At 70.0% G+C, this 15,088-nt stretch carries 19 protein-coding genes; 10 read left to right on the top strand and 9 right to left on the bottom strand.

The features are described from left to right. Positions 1–123: 123 nt before the first annotated feature. Positions 124–1,317 carry a serine hydrolase domain-containing protein gene (locus tag B0E52_RS00355; protein ID WP_077480616.1) on the bottom strand — a complete coding sequence of 398 codons (1,194 nt, stop codon included), beginning with the start codon at positions 1,315–1,317 and terminating at the stop codon, positions 124–126. Between the two features lie 288 nt (positions 1,318–1,605). Here B0E52_RS00355 and B0E52_RS00350 point away from each other — a divergent pair, with 288 nt between their 5' ends. The 4 genes from B0E52_RS00350 (at position 1,606) to B0E52_RS00335 (ending at position 5,381) form a co-directional block, all read left to right on the top strand. Continuing rightward, complete coding sequence (locus B0E52_RS00350) at positions 1,606–2,220, top strand: OmpH family outer membrane protein (RefSeq protein WP_077480614.1); 615 nt, start codon at positions 1,606–1,608, stop codon at positions 2,218–2,220. 13 nt (positions 2,221–2,233) lie between these two features. Continuing rightward, positions 2,234–2,788 carry an alpha/beta hydrolase gene (locus B0E52_RS00345; RefSeq protein WP_077480612.1) on the top strand — a complete coding sequence of 185 codons (555 nt, stop codon included), beginning with the start codon at positions 2,234–2,236 and terminating at the stop codon, positions 2,786–2,788. Between the two features lie 314 nt (positions 2,789–3,102). Continuing rightward, positions 3,103–4,152 (top strand): hypothetical protein, encoded by a 1,050-nt coding sequence (locus B0E52_RS00340; protein ID WP_077480610.1) that lies wholly within the window; start codon positions 3,103–3,105, stop codon positions 4,150–4,152. Positions 4,153–4,439: 287 nt separating this feature from the next. Then, entirely contained in the window at positions 4,440–5,381 is a 942-nt protein-coding gene (locus B0E52_RS00335; RefSeq protein WP_077480608.1) for a M14 family metallocarboxypeptidase, read from the top strand. A 50-nt stretch (positions 5,382–5,431) separates the two neighbouring features. On the opposite strand, the gene B0E52_RS00330 is transcribed toward B0E52_RS00335, so the two are convergent. Then, a complete protein-coding gene (locus B0E52_RS00330) occupies positions 5,432–5,842 on the bottom strand; it encodes a DUF4087 domain-containing protein (RefSeq protein ID WP_077480618.1) in 411 nt (136 codons plus the stop codon). A gap of 136 nt (positions 5,843–5,978) precedes the next feature. Here B0E52_RS00330 and B0E52_RS00325 point away from each other — a divergent pair, with 136 nt between their 5' ends. Together B0E52_RS00325 and B0E52_RS00320 are read left to right on the top strand one after the other, a co-directional pair. Continuing rightward, entirely contained in the window at positions 5,979–6,281 is a 303-nt protein-coding gene (locus tag B0E52_RS00325) for a hypothetical protein (protein ID WP_139351532.1), read from the top strand. Positions 6,282–6,370: 89 nt separating this feature from the next. Next, a complete protein-coding gene (locus B0E52_RS00320; protein WP_077480604.1) occupies positions 6,371–6,745 on the top strand; it encodes a YciI family protein in 375 nt (124 codons plus the stop codon). Positions 6,746–6,773: 28 nt separating this feature from the next. Here the strand turns inward: B0E52_RS00320 and B0E52_RS00315 are convergent, their stop codons facing one another. Then, positions 6,774–7,598 carry an META and DUF4377 domain-containing protein gene (locus B0E52_RS00315; protein WP_077480602.1) on the bottom strand — a complete coding sequence of 275 codons (825 nt, stop codon included), beginning with the start codon at positions 7,596–7,598 and terminating at the stop codon, positions 6,774–6,776. A 129-nt stretch (positions 7,599–7,727) separates the two neighbouring features. Between B0E52_RS00315 and B0E52_RS00310 the strand changes: the two genes are divergently transcribed. Then, the gene (locus tag B0E52_RS00310) at positions 7,728–8,447 is read left to right on the top strand and encodes an HAD family hydrolase (protein ID WP_077480600.1); all 720 of its coding nucleotides are present in this window, start codon (positions 7,728–7,730) and stop codon (positions 8,445–8,447) included. Then, a complete protein-coding gene (locus B0E52_RS00305) occupies positions 8,447–8,926 on the top strand; it encodes a putative toxin-antitoxin system toxin component, PIN family (protein ID WP_077480598.1) in 480 nt (159 codons plus the stop codon). Before B0E52_RS00310 ends, B0E52_RS00305 begins: the two co-directional genes overlap by 1 nt. Here the strand turns inward: B0E52_RS00305 and B0E52_RS00300 are convergent. Next, complete coding sequence (locus B0E52_RS00300; RefSeq protein ID WP_077480596.1) at positions 8,887–9,159, bottom strand: hypothetical protein; 273 nt, start codon at positions 9,157–9,159, stop codon at positions 8,887–8,889. The two genes, B0E52_RS00305 and B0E52_RS00300, sit on opposite strands and share 40 nt — an antisense overlap. 101 nt (positions 9,160–9,260) lie before the next feature. On the opposite strand from B0E52_RS00300, the gene B0E52_RS00295 reads away from it, so the two are divergent. Then, complete coding sequence (locus B0E52_RS00295) at positions 9,261–9,449, top strand: CPXCG motif-containing cysteine-rich protein (RefSeq protein WP_077480594.1); 189 nt, start codon at positions 9,261–9,263, stop codon at positions 9,447–9,449. A 6-nt stretch (positions 9,450–9,455) separates the two neighbouring features. Here B0E52_RS00295 and pncA read toward each other — a convergent pair whose 3' ends face one another. Continuing rightward, complete coding sequence (gene pncA, locus B0E52_RS00290; protein WP_077480592.1) at positions 9,456–10,097, bottom strand: bifunctional nicotinamidase/pyrazinamidase; 642 nt, start codon at positions 10,095–10,097, stop codon at positions 9,456–9,458. Positions 10,098–10,176: 79 nt separating this feature from the next. Between pncA and B0E52_RS00285 the strand changes: the two genes are divergently transcribed. Next, on the top strand, positions 10,177–10,548 hold the full coding sequence (locus tag B0E52_RS00285; RefSeq protein WP_077480590.1) for a hypothetical protein: 372 nt from the start codon (positions 10,177–10,179) through the stop codon (positions 10,546–10,548). An 86-nt stretch (positions 10,549–10,634) separates the two neighbouring features. On the opposite strand, the gene cls is transcribed toward B0E52_RS00285, so the two are convergent. The 4 genes from cls to B0E52_RS00265 all read right to left on the bottom strand — a co-directional run bounded on the left by cls (position 10,635) and on the right by B0E52_RS00265 (position 14,830). Then, positions 10,635–12,011: a cardiolipin synthase gene (gene cls / locus B0E52_RS00280; RefSeq protein WP_077480588.1), complete on the bottom strand. Its 1,377-nt coding sequence runs from the start codon at positions 12,009–12,011 to the stop codon at positions 10,635–10,637. Between the two features lie 18 nt (positions 12,012–12,029). Beyond that, positions 12,030–13,394 (bottom strand): FAD/NAD(P)-binding protein, encoded by a 1,365-nt coding sequence (locus B0E52_RS00275; protein ID WP_077480586.1) that lies wholly within the window; start codon positions 13,392–13,394, stop codon positions 12,030–12,032. A gap of 22 nt (positions 13,395–13,416) precedes the next feature. Further along, positions 13,417–13,995: a cysteine dioxygenase gene (locus B0E52_RS00270; protein WP_077480584.1), complete on the bottom strand. Its 579-nt coding sequence runs from the start codon at positions 13,993–13,995 to the stop codon at positions 13,417–13,419. Positions 13,996–14,179: 184 nt separating this feature from the next. After that, positions 14,180–14,830, bottom strand: a complete 651-nt coding sequence (locus B0E52_RS00265; protein WP_077480582.1) for a TonB family protein — start codon at positions 14,828–14,830, stop codon at positions 14,180–14,182. Between the last annotated feature and the right edge of the window lie 258 nt (positions 14,831–15,088).

The following is a 15,088-nucleotide window of genomic DNA, read 5'->3' as shown; positions in this document are numbered from 1 at the left end:
TCGCCTTGCGGTGCCGTTCGAAACCGGCGTCGTGCTCCATCGACAGGCTCATCTGCTTCGGCGTCATCGCGTAACATCCGTCCTCAGGTCGAGCTTCGACCACGGGGCAAAATCAGAGTTTCCCTAATGCGCCAACCCTTCTTCCACGCCACTGAATGCCGATTTGCCGCCCAGCCGATCGTCCGGCATGCCGGTGGCGAACCAGACCACGCCGGTGCCGCGCTTGCGATCCACCCACAGCCCGGCCTGCAAGCCGTAGGCGGAACCGGAATGGCCTACGCGCGCCACGCCGTCGCCGAACGGGTCGTCGCGGCAGCCTTTGACCGGCGTGGCGAGCGTCTGCACGGCGAGGCCGTAGCGGCAGAAGAAGCCTTGATCGACGTCGCCGCCATCTTCCTCGTACGTCAGGCCGTCGCCGGGGCGGTATTGCCACTCGGGCGTGATCATCGCCCGGATGGAGCCGGGCTTGAGCAGGCGCTTGCCGTCGATGCGGCCGTCGCCGAGCAGCAGTTCGCCGATGCGCGCCAGCCCCTTGGCGGAAATCCGTAGGCCGCCCTGCGGCGAGAACAGCGCGCCGTTTTCGCCGTCGCGCCAGCGCGACAGGTCGCAGCTGCCGTCGCTGGCCGGCGTCACCGCGCAGGCGGGCTTGCGGCCGTGGTTGTCGTCCTTCACCGGCTTGCCGCCGGCGTCGTACAGCACCACCGCGCGGGCGGCGCTGGCGTCGCTGCACAGCGCCCAGTTGAAGCAGGCGGCTATGCCCAGCGGGCGCAGCACCAGGCGCGCCATCAGCCGGTCGAAGCGCTCGCCGGTGGCGCGCTCCATGATCTGTGCCACCAGCGGAAAGTTGAGGTTGGTGTAATGGAAGTAAGTGCCCGGCGCGTGCTTCGTGTCCCAGGCGCGCGGGTCCTTGAGGATGTCGCGCAGTTCGCCGCCCAGCGGCGTTTGCCAGTAGCCGGCGTCGTCGGTGAGGCTGGAGCGGTGCGACAGCAGCAGGCGCAAGGTGATCGGCACCTGCGGGAAGGCCGGGTTGCGCAGCCGCCAGCCGAGCAGGGTGGACGCGTCCGCATCCAGATCGAGCCTGCCCGCCTCTACCAGCCGCATGACGCCCAGCGTGGTGACCAGCTTGGAGATCGAGGCGATGCGCACCGGGTCGTCGTCGGTGACCTTGCGGCCGGTGGCCAGGTCGGCATAGCCGTGTACGCGGATCGCGGTGATGCCGTCGCGGTCGAACGCGACACGCACCGTGGCGACGGGGCCGCCGGCCCAGGCATCGGCGCTCAGCAGCAGCAACAGGCAGGCGATCCAGCGCAGGACCATGATCCGTTCCGCTCGGGCAACAGGGGACGGAGGGATTAAGGCACACCGTGACGGCGATAGGAACCCGGGAACCGACCCGCGCGACGGAGGAACCAGGAAACGCAGCCATCCCCGGAACCGAGGTCGAGCCTGTTTGTTCCGTGCGGGAGGCAAGCCCGCATCGCCGGGGTAGAACCCACGCCTCGCTCCGCCAGCCATTCAGCAGACAGCTTGCCGCTAGTAGGATGGCGCGATGCCGTGGGCCATCCTGGCTCGTGGACCCCTCGAACCCCGCCACCGGATATCCCCATGAACATGCACCGCTCCCTGCTTGTCGCTGCACTGGCCGCTGCTGCTGGCCTGGCTTTCGCTCCCGTGACGTCGTCGGCGCAGACCGCCGCCGCACCCGCCAGCAATCCGCTGGGCGGCAATCCGGTGCCGGGCGTGTGCATGCTGTCGCGCGAGGCGGTGTTCGCACAGTCGAAGGTGGGGCAGGCGGCTAGCGAGCGGCTGAAGCAGCTGGCGACGCAGCAGCAGTCGCTGCTGGAAAACCAGCGCAAGCCGCTGGATGCCGAGATCCAGGCCTTCCAGCAGAAGTCGTCCACGCTCACCGAGGCGCAGCGCCAGCAGCAGGGCCAGGCGCTGCAGCAGCGCATGCAGACCTTCCAGGGCCAGGTGAACGAGCTCGACCAGCGCATCCAGCTGACCCGCGGCAAGGTGATGCAGCAGATCGGCCAGCAGGCGCAGCCCATCGTCGAGAGTTCGTACAACAGCCACCACTGCGGCCTGCTGCTGAACCGCGACGCGGTGCTGGGCGGCAACACCACCAACGACCTCAGCAACGACGTGGTGCGCGGCCTGGACGCGAAGGTCACCACGCTCAACTTCAATCTCGAACCGCTGCCGAGCGGCACCGCCAAGTAGGCGCGTCGCGGCGATGAGGGACGACGCGGCTGCGACGGGCACGCCGGTGCTCGTCCTGCCCGGCATCGGCGATTCCGGACCGCAGCACTGGCAAAGCCTGTGGGAGGCGCGCCACCCCGCCTTCCGCCGGGTGATCCAGCGCGACTGGAATCGCCCGGTGTGCGCCGAGTGGGCCATCACGCTTGAACGGGCCGTGGCCGAATCCGGCGCCGACACCGTGCTGGTGGCGCACAGCCTGGGCAGCCTGCTGACGGCACACTGGGCCGCCGGCACGAAGCGGCGCATCAAGGCGGCGCTGCTGGTGGCCGTGCCCGATCCCGCGGGGCCGGCCTTCCCCGCCGAGGCCGAGGGCTTCGCCATCACGCGGCAGCCGCTGCCGTTCCGCAGCATCGTGGTGGCGAGCCGCAACGACCCGTATGCCGACATCGCCTGGTCGCAAGCCTGCGCCGCCGCGTGGGGCAGCGAACTGATCGACATCGGCGATGCCGGCCACATCAACGCCGCCAGCGGCTTGGGCGAGTGGCCGCAGGGCCTGGCGCTGCTGCGGCGCCTGATCGCCGCGGCGTGATGGAGCGCCGCGGCGGCATGGGCAGGTCAGCCCCGCCGTGCGCCGTGCGGCAGCCTTCTTGCTTCAGGTCGCCAGGTACGGCACGGGATGGCCGTGTCGCGCGCCGCGCAGGCGGGCGCCGTTCCAGAAACCCCGACATATCCTGCCGGTGACGTCGGCGGGTTGGATCCGGCCGTTTGCCATGGCTGCAGCCGACGTAACCCCAGGGGGCTTCTCCTCGAAGTAAGCATGGGCCGATGCGCACGGCCGCTGGCAGCACCTCGCCGCGACAACCCCTGTTGCCGCCGTCACCCATGCTCACCCGAGGAAGAACCATGAAAAAGACAGTCTACGGAGCAGCGCTGCTCGCGCTGGCGGTAACTGGCGCCGCCCATGCACAGGCGGGTTTCCACTGGAACGACGGAGACTTCGTCGTCACCTCCACGAACACGTTCAACAACGAGCTGCTCGTCTACACCACCGAGGGCGCCCTGGTCGAACAGTCCCGGACCGGCGGCGCCGGCGGCGTCACCGGCAATGCGGGCGGCATTGCCCAGGATCGCGGCCTTCTGGCCGTCGTCAATTTCGGATCCGGCAATGTTTCGGTCTTCAGGAAGGGCGGCGGCAGGGTTCCGCTGCAGTTGGAGAAGATCGTTCCCGCCCTGAACAATCCGGTGAGCGTCGCCTTCGGCCGGCATCATCTCTACATTCTGACCACGACCTACATCGAGTCGCATCCGATCGGCCCGTACGGCATAAGCGCCACCCCCGATGGCAAAACCAGGCTCGCCATTGCCGACGGCTCCGCGGCCCAGGTGGGCGTCCTGGACGGACAACTGGTCATCTCCGAAAAAAGCAATGCCATCGAGACGGTCAACCTGGACTACCGGGGCGCCATATCGGGCTCGCCCCAGGTGGTGGCCAACATCCCGGCGAACGTCAACGCGCCGTTCGGCTTGGCCACGCGCGGCGACGATGCCTACGTGACCATCGCGCACGCCAACGAGATCAGCCTCGTGCGCAACAATGCCGTGCTGACGGTCACCGGTTCCGGCACGCAAATGGCGCCATGCTGGGCGGCCCTCGACGGGCCGTTCCTCTTCACGGCCAATTCGCCCAGCCACTCCGTTTCCCGCTATGCGGTCTACGGCAAGAAGATCATCCAGGACGCGGCGGTCGTGGCGACCTTCGACGGCGCCCCGACGGACATCGCTTATGGCGACGGCCTTGCGGCAGTGGTCGATGCCAACGGCGCGGTATCGCACGTGTCCATTTTCAATGTGGATGGCGACGGCGACTTCAACCTGAAGAGCAGCGTCACCTTGAATGGTGCTGCCACCAATGGCATCGCGATCGTGCGGAGCGACTACGGCTTCGACGATTAGTCGCTTGGCCCGTACCGGGGAGTGCAGCCGCTCCCCGGTACATTGGTTCCTCGCTGCGCCCGCGCGAAGTGGGCACACGTGGATTCAAAACGGTTTCTGGTTGTTTCTCTCGACGCCAGGTACTCCCGGGTCGAGTCTGAGGCGGCTTCTGCCCCGGCCCGTTCTCCGAAGGGGAGCGGGAGAACGGCGGGGCGCCCGATGCCGGCGCGGGACGACCCGCGCCGGCATCGGGCGAAGCGGGGCCGGTGCTAAAGTGACCGGCCCGTCCCCCGCGTGGAGCCCCATCCATGACCAGCAGCGCCTTCTACCCCATCGGCACTCCCGGCACCCCGTGGGGCCCGACCGAGGTCGCCCAATGGCGTGCGCGGCAGACGCGCCAGCGCAGCTACGCGGACGAGGTGCAGGGGCGCATCGAGGCGCTGCGCGCGCATTTCGACGTTAGCGAATACGGCCGGCTGGACTATGCGCCGGAGAGCTATCCGCTCTATGCGGTGCGCAGCCGCGGCTGGAGCGATGCGCTGCCCGTGATGCTGGTGACCGGTGGCGTGCACGGCTACGAAACCAGCGGCGTGCACGGCGCGCTGCAGTTCCTCGAGCGCGATGCCGCGCACTACGCGGGTCGCATCAACCTGCTGTGTGTGCCCTGCGTGAGTCCCTGGGGCTACGAGCGCATCCATCGCTGGAACCCGGATGCGCTCGATCCCAACCGCAATTTCCGCGAGCACAGCCCCGCGCAGGAGTCGGCGGCGCTGTGGCAGTTGCTGGCGCCGCTGCGCCACGCGGCACGCATGCACATCGACCTGCACGAGACCACCGACAGCGACGAGAGCGAGTTCCGCCCCGCGCTGGCGGCGCGCGACGGCAAGACCTCCGAGCCGGGCACCATCCCCGACGGCTTCTACCTGTGCGCGGACAGCGCGCGGCCGGAGCCCGCGTTCCAGCAGGCGGTGATCGCGGCGGTGGCCAAGGTCACCCACATCGCGCCGGCCGATCCCGACGGCACCATCATCGGCTCGCCGGTGGTGGCGCATGGCGTGATCGAGTACGCCTGCCGCAAGCTCGGCTTGTGCGCCGGCATCACCGATGCGCCTTACCGCACCACCACCGAGGTCTATCCCGACAGCCCGCGCGCCACGCCCGCGCAGTGCAACGACGCGCAGGCCGCCGCGATTCGCGCGGCGATCGACTACGCGCTGGCGCATCCGGCAGAGGCTTCCATCAAACCATAGTGAGGGCGGCGCGCAGCCGGCTCGCTCCGACGTTGTGGATGTCCGATGACTCAGTTCGCGATGTCCGGATCATGCGCGGGCTCGTGCAGCGACTTGTCGCGCCGGCAGACGGTCAGTGGCTGCGCCGTGGCCTTGCGGATCGAATGCACACTGCGGGCGCCCGGATCGGCCTGCATGGACAGGCAGGCGCAACCGTAGCCGTGGTGGCCGCTGTTGGTTTCGACCCATTGCGCATCGCTGAACTCGGGCCAGTCGCCCTTCGCCTGATGGCCGCCTTGCGTGGCGATGATCCAGGTGCCGTCGCGATCGGTCAGGCTGGCGTTGCCCGGCGTGGGATTCTCGAACCAGCCGCAGCGTCGCTGCAGCTGTTGCGCATTCGCCGCGCTGGCCGGCGCCAGGGCGAGTCCGGACAGCAGGACGACGACGGACGTGATGACGCGACGGGTCGACAGCTGGCGCATGGACATCCTCCGGGCAGGGTCGGGCGTGAGCATAGCGGGGCAGGATGGTCGTGCGAGCCGACGGTGGCGCATGTCGGGGTTCAGGGCATACTTGAATGACCATCCGGAGCGCCCGGAGACGTGGAGGAAGGCAGGCATGTCATTCGGATGGACATTGTTTGGCACGATTGCACAGCTGCTGTTGGCGTACTTCCTGTTCATGCTCGTCGTTTTCTCCGCGGCCGGCGTCGCGAACGGCAGCCAGTTGGGCAAGCTCCAGCTCGGCATCCTGAACCTGTCGATCTATCTGTTGCCGGCGCTGTGCGTGCTGAGTGCGGCCATCGTGGTGTACCTGCATCGACACGGCGGCAGTGCAGCGTCGTATGGGTGGTATGCGATGCCGCTGGTTGCCACGGCGCTGTACCTGGCTTATGCCATCATCTTGGGGCATCGCACCTAGCCTGCTTCCGAGGCAGCCCACGCAAACGCGGCCGATGTCGCCGTCTTCGACGGACGGATGGACAAGCCGCCCGGATCACGGAGAGCACCATGAAGTTCCTGCTGATGGTCTACAGCGACGACGCCCTGCTGGACGCCTTGCCGCCGGGCGAATTCGACACGCGCATGCACGCCTGCATCACCCACGCGGACGAGTTGCGCGCCGAAGGGCGGCTGCTCGACGCGCAGCAGCTGGAGGCGCCGGCCACCGCGAAGTCGGTGCGCACCCGGCTGGGCCGGACCGTGGTGCTGGATGGCCCGTTCGCGGAGACCAAGGAATACCTCGCCGGCTTCAACCTGGTCGAGGCGGACAGCGTGGAAGAGGCGGTGCGCATGGCCGCCGAACTGCCATGGGCGCAGACCGGCTGCATCGAGGTGCGGCCGCTGCGCGATTTCGACGCGGTGCGCCGGCGCGTGGGCGCCTGATCGCCGCCCCCGGCTTCCCGCCGCGGCGTCAGTGCCGGACGAGTTCCGACTCGACCACCATGTCCAGCACGTAGGCGTCCGGCGAGGTGTCCGCGGGCGGATGCTTCACCGTGTAGCGCTGCACGCGCAGCACGTTGCGCACGCCGGGCTGGTGCGTGTAGCCCTCGATCCCCTGCAGCAGCAGATGCCAGTTGCCCGGCGTGCCGGTCTTGAGGCCGTTCGCGCCGTAGTGCAGCTCGCGCACGTCCAGGCATTGCGCGCCCGGCATCAGCGGGTGGTTGCACGGCACGGCTTGCGGCGCCACTTCCAGGAACTCGGTGACGCCGGGGCCACCGTAGCGGGTCGCGGGCGTGGGGATGCCGGTGAAAACGAGGGTGTCGCCGGCGGTGGTGTGCAATCGCAGCAGAGGGTTGTCGCCGCTGCGCGTGACGGTGATCGTGGGCCTGACGCTCAGGCGTACGCCGATCAGGCTGTCCAGCCGATTCAGCGCGAAATTGGTGCAGGCCATCATGGTGTGCATCATCGGGCCGACCACGAGTTGCCCGTTCTCGATGCGATAGCTGCCGCCCATGCCATTGCAGCTGTTGCGCACGCTGAGCCGGTCGCTGCCGAATTCGAGTTCCAGCGGCTTGTCCGGACGCACAAACAGCGCGTCGATGCGTTGGCCGTAGCGATCGGTGGCTTGCGTCAGATGCCAGTGGTAGCCACCGAGCAACGCGGCATCCGGCGTGGCGGTCTTCAATGTCGCGCCGGTCGCCGCCCGGTGCGGCGTTGTCGCCTGGGTGCTGTTGGCGGCCGGCGTGGCGGCGCAGGCGGCGAGGGCCAGCGATAGCAGCAACAGGTGGACGCGCATGGTGTTCTCTCGGTGAGTGGCGCAGCGTCCGAGCATATGCCATGCAATGCGTTACGGCGATGTCGCGGCAGTACGCCCGTTGGCGGACAATGCCGCTCCTGTCCGCGACGCGAATGCTGCGAGGTGCCCATGCTGAAGATGGTCGGTTTCGACGGCGACGACACGCTGTGGCGCAGCGAGGACTATTACCGCGACGCCAACGCCGAGTTCGCCGCCATCGTCGGTGCTTATGCCGACCTTGCCGACGCCGCGGTGCACGCGCGCATGCTGGCCACCGAGCGCGGCAACCTCGCGCTGTTCGGCTACGGCGCCAAGGGCATGACGCTGTCGATGGTGGAGACCGCGATCGCGCTCAGCGAGGGGCGCATCGGCGCGCGGGACATCCACCGCATCGTGGCGATCGGCAAGCGCGTGCTGCAGCACCCGGTGGAACTGCTGCCCGGCATCCGCGAGGCGGTGGCGGCGGTGGCCGCGCGGCACGCGGTGGTGCTGATCACCAAGGGCGACCTGTTCCACCAGGAGAAGAAGGTGGCCGAGTCGGGGCTGGCCGAACTGTTCCGCCGCATCGAGATCGTCTCGGAGAAGGACACGCGCACGTATCAGCGCCTGCTGGCCGAGTTCGGCATCGCCGCGCACGAGTTCGCGATGGTGGGCAACTCGCTGCGTTCGGACATCGAGCCGGTGCTGCGCCTCGGCGGCTGGGGCGTGCACATGCCCTACCACGTGACCTGGACGCACGAGCTGGAGCACGGCCTCGGCGCGCAGGATGCGTCGCGCATGCGCGCGGTGGCGGAGGCGGCGGAGATCCCCGCCGCACTGGCGCAACTGGACGCGCTGGTCGCGGCCTGATGGCGACGCTGCCGCGCCTGGTGCTGGACACCAACGTCTGCCTCGACCTGTTCGTGTTCGGCGACGCCTCGTGCGCGACCTTGCGCGAAGTGCTGCGCGCGGGCGCGGTGCAGGCGATGACCGATGCGGCTTGCCGCGACGAATGGCTGCGCGTGCTGGGCTATCCGCAACTGGCGCTGGATGCGGCGCGGCGCGCGGCGGCCGTTGCCGCGTTCGACGAGTCGGTGTGCCTGCTGCCGACAGCGGAACGGCTCGTCGTTCCGGCGATGCCGAAACTGCCGCGCTGCGCCGATCCCGACGACCAGCGGTTTCTCGAACTGGCGCAAGCGAGCGGCGCGCAATGGCTGCTCAGTCGTGACCGTGAGCTCCTGAAACTCACTCGGCGCACGCGGCGCGAACACGGCTTCGACATCCTCGCGCCGCAGGGCTGGGCGCAGGTTTACTCGGTGGCGGGCAATTCGTCCTTGAAGCCGGTGTAGTTCTCGGGGAACACCGGCGTGCCGTCCTCCTCCAGCGCCAGCACCGCGGCCAACGCGTCGGCGGCAGCGCGTTCGGCCACGTCCTGCTGGCGGAAGCTGCGGTTCTCGCAGATCGCGTAGTAGGCCGGGAAGCCGTGGCCGTGCGGTACCACCGCCAGCCAGGCGGTGTAGCGCGAGCCTTCGAGGCTGGCACCCGAGCGCACGGTGTAGTCCGGGAATTCGCGTTCGGCCATTGTCGTGGTCCGGTTTCGTAGGGGAAGCGGGCGGACAGTGTACGCGCGGCGTCGACGCGGGGTGTGCCAGATTGCACGTGTCGCGATTGCCGGAGCCTGCCATGACCGTGCCGTATCGCATCGATTGCCCGTACTGCGGCGAAGTCGTCGAATTGCTGCTGGACGATTCGGTGGACGACCAGTGCTACATCGAGGACTGCGCCGTGTGCTGCCGCCCCATGGCGCTGGCGGTGGCGTTCGACGCGGATGGCGTGCCGCGGGTGCAGGCGGCGCGCGAGGATGAGAGCTGACGCCGCTCAGGCGCCGGGATCGACCAGCGCGATGCCCTGCGCCGCCAGCGTGGCGCGGGTGGCTTCGTCGCCGGCCGGCGTCACCGGACGGGAGAGATGCCACAGCAAGCCCGCCTTGAAACCCGCCGCCACCGCGTCCTGCGCGGTCCACAGCACGCAGACGTCGCGCGCCAGGCCGCACACCAGCACCTCCTCCACGCCACGCTCACGCAGCCAGCCGGCGAGGCCGGTGGCGGGGCGCGTGCCGTGCGGGCCGTGGTTCTCGCGGAAGGCGCTGTAGGAATCCACCTGCGGGTCGCTGCCCTTGCGCAGGATCAGGTCCGCCGCCGACCAGTCGACGTCGGGATGCAGCGCCGCGCCCGGCGTGTCCTGCACGCAGTGGTCCGGCCACAGCGTTTGCGGCTGGCCGTGCAGCGCGATCTGCTGGAACGGCCGGGTGCCGGGGTGCGCGCTGGCGAACGAGGCATGCCCCGCCGGGTGCCAGTCCTGGGTCGCCACCACGTGGCGGAAACGGCGCGTGCGCAGCAGACGGTCGATGCCGGGCACGATGGCATCGCCTTCGTGGCAGGCCAGCGCGCCGCCGGGCATGAAATCCGGCTGCAGGTCGACCACGATCAGGGCGGTGCGTTCACTGATGACGGAAGGCATGGCGAGCCTGCGCGCGGCGGGAAGGCAGAAGTCTAGCGCGCAGGCATAATGCAGGTTGATGAGAGCGGAACAGGGCGCGATGAACTACGACCAAGCGTGGATGGGTTATGGCTGGATCGGTGGCGTGGAGGCCGGTGCGATCAGCCTCGTGGCCGGTTTCGTGCTGTACCTCGTGTTCCATTGGCTTGGGCGCCGCAACGGCTGGAGCGATGCGCGCCGGGTCGGCTGGGCGTATTTCGCCGCGCTGGTGCTCAGCGCCCGCGTCGACGCGTGGAACCTGTTCTATTTCAACTACGGGCGGCTGCAGTCGCTGCAGCTGCTCAGCGCCAAGCTGGCCGAAGTGCACGACCCCGACGGCATCGGCACCCGCGTGCTGTGCGAATTGATCGGCGCCGCGGCCGGCGTGTTCGTGGCCTGGGCGGTCTGCGGCGGGCACTGGCGCGGGCGCTGAGATGCGCGCTGTGTAGGACGCACCCTGTGCGCGAACGCTCTGGTGCTTCGGTCAGAGCGAAAAGCCATCGCGCACAGGGTGCGCTCCTACAACAACGGATCGAACAGCCGCGCCACGTGCATCGCCACCCGGCGCAGGTAGGGGGCGTCGAGATATTCGCCGGCCTCCACGGCGCGGGCCTTGGCGAAGTCGGCTTCGAGCATGGCCTCGACCTGTCCAGCGAAATCGCGGTCCAGCACCAGCGCGCTGGCTTCGAAGTTGAGCCGGAACGAGCGGCTGTCGAGGTTGATGCTGCCCACCGCGGCGCAGTCGTCGTCGACCAGCAACACCTTCTGGTGCAGGAAGCCGGGCTGGTAGCGGAACACGCGCACGCCGCCGCGCAGCGCGTGGTGGGCGTGCAGGGTGGAGGCGAGGAACACGGTGCGGTGGTCGGGCCGCGCCGGGATCAGCACGCGCACGTCCACGCCGCGCAACACGGCCAAGCGCAACGCGGCGCGCACCGCGCTGTCGGGCACGAAGTAGGGCGTGGTGAGCCAGAGCCGCCGGCGGGCCGCGTTGATCGCGGCGGCGAAGAACAGCGAGCCGGTTTCCTGCGGGTCGGCCGGGCCGCTCGCCACCACCAGCACGCGGGCGTCGCCGTCGGCAGGCGGCGCCGGATGCAGCGGCGGCGGCGCGCCGGTGATCCACAGCCAGTCGTCGGCGAACAGCTGTTGCAGGTCGGCCACCGCGGGGCCGCGGATTTCCAGGTGGGTGTCGCGCCACGGTGCCAGCGGCGGTTTCAGGCCCAGGTATTCGTCGCCCACGTTGAGGCCGCCGATGTAGGCACGCACGCCATCCACCACCACGATCTTGCGGTGGTTGCGGAAGTTGAGCTGGAAGCGGTTGCGCCAGCGGTGGGTGGCGAACGGATGGATCGCCACGCCGCCCGCGCGCAGCGTTTCCACGTAGCGGCGCGGCAAGTCGTGGCTGCCCACGCCGTCGTACAGCACGCACACATGCACGCCGGCGGAGGCGCGCTCCAGTAGTGCCTGTTGCATGCGCCGGCCCAGGCCGTCGTCGTGGAATACGAAGAACTGCACCAGCACGGTGTGGCGCGCCTCGGCGATCGCGCCGAGGATGGCGTCGAAGGTGGCGTCGCCGTCGATCAGCAGGCGCAGCCGGTGGCCTTCGCGGAACGGCTGCCCCTGCATCGCCACCATCGCGGCGTAGCGGCCCGTGCCGTCGTCCGCCGGTACGGGCCGGGCGCGCGGCGCGGCGCTGTGGTGGGTGTGCAGGTAGCCGTGGAAACGGCTCGCACCCAGGAACAGGTAGGGCACCAGGGTGAGCTCGGGCAGCAGCAGCAGGCCGAGCACCCAGGCGATCGTGCCCTGCGGCGTGCGGGTGTGCATCAGCGCGTGCGCGGCGGCGAGGATGCCGAGCGCGTGCAGCAGCAGGACGACGGCGCCGATCAGGCTGAGGGTCATGCGTATCGGGGGCCCGGCTTACTCCGCCAGCAACTGGTCGGCCACGGCGCGCGCCTGCTGGCGGATTTCCGGCATCGCGGTGGACTCCCACAGCGTACCGCGCAACAGGCTGCCGATGGCGAACAGCCGCGACCAGGCGCCGCCCTCGTGCAGCAGCCGGCCCTGCGGCGTGGCCTGGCAGCCCAGCCCCAGCGGGTCGGGCAGCACGTGCCGGTTCACCACCAGTTGGCGCATCAGCGGATGTGGCGTGCGCGCCACGTCGAAATCCATCCCCACCGACTGCACCACCAGGTCCGCGTGCAGCAACTCGTGCGCGCCGCCGCCGTGCGGGCGCAGTTCGAGGCGCAGGCCGCCGCCGTCCGGCTCGACACGATGCACATGGCCGCGCTGGCGGTGCAGGCGGCCCGCCTGCTCCAGCGTGGCGAGACCTTCGGCGACCGGCGGCGGCATGCGGTGGCGCGCACGTTCCCAGGCCCAGCGCGCATGGCGCTGGAAGCGCCGGCGCTGCTCCGGCGGCAGCGTGGCCCACAGTGCAGGCGTGTGCGGGCGCAGGCTGTCGATCACGCTGCGCCAGTCTTCTTCCTGCGCGATCGCCTCGCGCAGCAGGTGCAGCCAGCGGCGCACTTCCGGCGCATCCTGCATGGCCTCGATCAGCTCCGCACTGTCGCCGCTGGGCAGCGCGGTGCTGCGCAGGTGCGGCTCGGGCAGCAGGCCGTGGCGCGAGATCGCGGTGAAGCGGGTGGCAGGCCAGCGCGCGGCCAGTTCCAGCAGCACGTCGGCGGCGGTGAGGCCCAGGCCGATCACCGCCACGTGGGCGGGCGCCGCGGCGGGCGGCGCGGCCAGCAACGGCCAGGGATCGACCACGTAGCGGCCGCTGGCCAGCGCGCCGGCGTCCACGCCGGCCAGCGGCTGCGGCGGCAGCGCGCCGATCGCCAGCACCGCGGCGTCCACGCGGCGGCCTTCCTCGCCGCGGAACACGGTGACGCCGTCGGCCTCGGGCACCACGGCGTCGGCGGCGAACGGCACGATCTGCACGTCGTGGCCGTGCACTTTGCCCAGTGCCAGCGCGCGCGCCACCTCGGCCTCGAGGTAGTCGCCATAGCGCCGGCGCGGCAGGAAGTCGGTGCCGGCGACGGACGGCTCCTCGCGCTGCACGAAGTCGAGGAAGCCCTGCGGCTTGCCGGCGAACATGCCCATCGAGGCCGCGCGCACGTTCAGCAGGTGGCGGTCGGAACGCGTGGCATAGGCCACGCCGCGTGCCGGCGTGGGGCCGCCGGTGTACCAGTCCAGGTGCAGCGTCTGCGGCGGCTGGCGTTCCAGCAGCTCGCCGAGCAGCGCGGCGGCCGCGGCGCCGCCGCCGATGATGGCGACACGTCGATGCATGCGTTGCTCCGAAGCGGGAGGGTCAGGGTGCCAGCTGGCCGGCGAGCGTGCCGCGTTGCACCTGCGCGATCCATGCGGACACATCCTCGCATGCCTCGCCGGCGCGGTGGTCCGGCAGTTCGCCGCCGTAGACGTGCAACGTGTACGCGGTGTCGTGCCGCGACAGGTTGCGGCAGCGGTGCGCGAGACCGGCGTCGCGCTCGAACCAGCTGGCGTCGCCCGGGCCCAGCCAGTTGCGCGCCTGGGCATCCAGTTCGCCGTTGTGCGGGTCGCGCCGGTACGCCTGCCATTCCAGCGCACCGTGCAGGGTGAGTTCCAGCCCCCAGCGGTCGGCATGATCGAGTAGCGGCATGCGCTGGCCGGGGGCGCAGGCGATCACCAGCACGCGCAGCGCCGGATGTCCGCGCTCGGCCAACAGCCAGCGGCCGCCCTGGCGCCGACGCCGGCGCAACGAGGCCAGTCGCGCGGACAGCGCGGACGCGTCCCGATGCACCACGCTGCCGAGTTCGCGCGCCATCGCGGCCAGGTCGGGAAGGTCGACGCGGCCGTATTCGAGCGCGATGTCGCGCAAGGTCTTCAAGCTGTGCGTGTACTTGCCCATGGGGAACCCGGCGTTGCCAAGGCGGCCAAGTGGAGCATGCGTGTCGTTAAACAGCCGTAAGACCGCGTGGCGTTGCGGCATCCCCGCGCGCGGTTCGCGACGCGCGGGTTGCAGGCGTGCCGGGCAACAGGCGATGGCCGCGAAAGGCCCGGTCGACAGCGTGTGCCGCCGGGCCCGCGTCGTGTCACAAATCGTGCAGCACGAAGCTCACCGGCACGCGCGCCCAGGCACGCACCGCATGGCCGTTCACCATCGCGGGCTGGAAGCGCCAGTGCGCCAGCACCTGTTCGCGCGCGCTGCGGTCGAGCACGGCGTAGCCGCTGCCGTGTTCGACCTCGACCTGCACCGGCGCGCCGTTCTCGTCCACCAGCACGCGCAGCAGCACGGTGCCCTGCAGGTGCTGGCGCAGCGCCTGCGCGGGGAACTGCAGCGGCGCCGAACGGTAGGCCAGGGTGGCCTCGACCGGCGTGGTGGTATCCGCGGGCGTTGCGCTGGGCGGCGCCACCGTTGGCATCGGCTGCGTGCCTTCGACGCTGGGTGTCGCCACCGGCGGCGCGACGTCGGGGCGCGGCTGCACATGCACCGGTGCGGCCGGCGGATGCGGCAACGGTTTCAGTTCGATCGCCGGGGGTGGTGGCACCTTCGGTGGTGGCTCGATGAAGGTCACCTGCGGCACCGCAGCCAGTTTGTGCATCAGCGCCAGCACCTGCGGCGCCAGCGGGCGGGTGAGGATCAGCAGCGCGGCGAGGTTCAGCGCGATGGCCGCACTTAGCGCGACGACGCGCGCGGCTTCGGGGTGGGGACGAGCAGCAACAGCCAGGCTAGCGGACGACATGGGCGACCTCCTGACGGTACTTCGGTTTTCGGGTTGTGGCGCCGGCGACGCTGCACGCGGTGCAGAGGGGAATGTCGCAAGCGCGGCTTGAGCGTATGCCGGTGCCCACGGCCGCGCAAGTGGACGGCCAAATACCATCCGATGCACGGCCGCCATGGTTGAAGAGTGCGGCCATGGATGGCCGTCCGTTTGATCCTCGCGTTCATGGACGAGCGCACAGATACAAACAAAAAAAAGCCCCGCGGGGAGGCGGGTCGG

The sequence above is a fragment of the Rhodanobacter sp. C06 genome (assembly GCF_002001105.1).
In the GTDB taxonomy this organism is placed as follows: Bacteria; Pseudomonadota; Gammaproteobacteria; order Xanthomonadales; family Rhodanobacteraceae; genus Rhodanobacter_A.
This window is presented reverse-complemented; position numbering and strand designations above follow the sequence as displayed.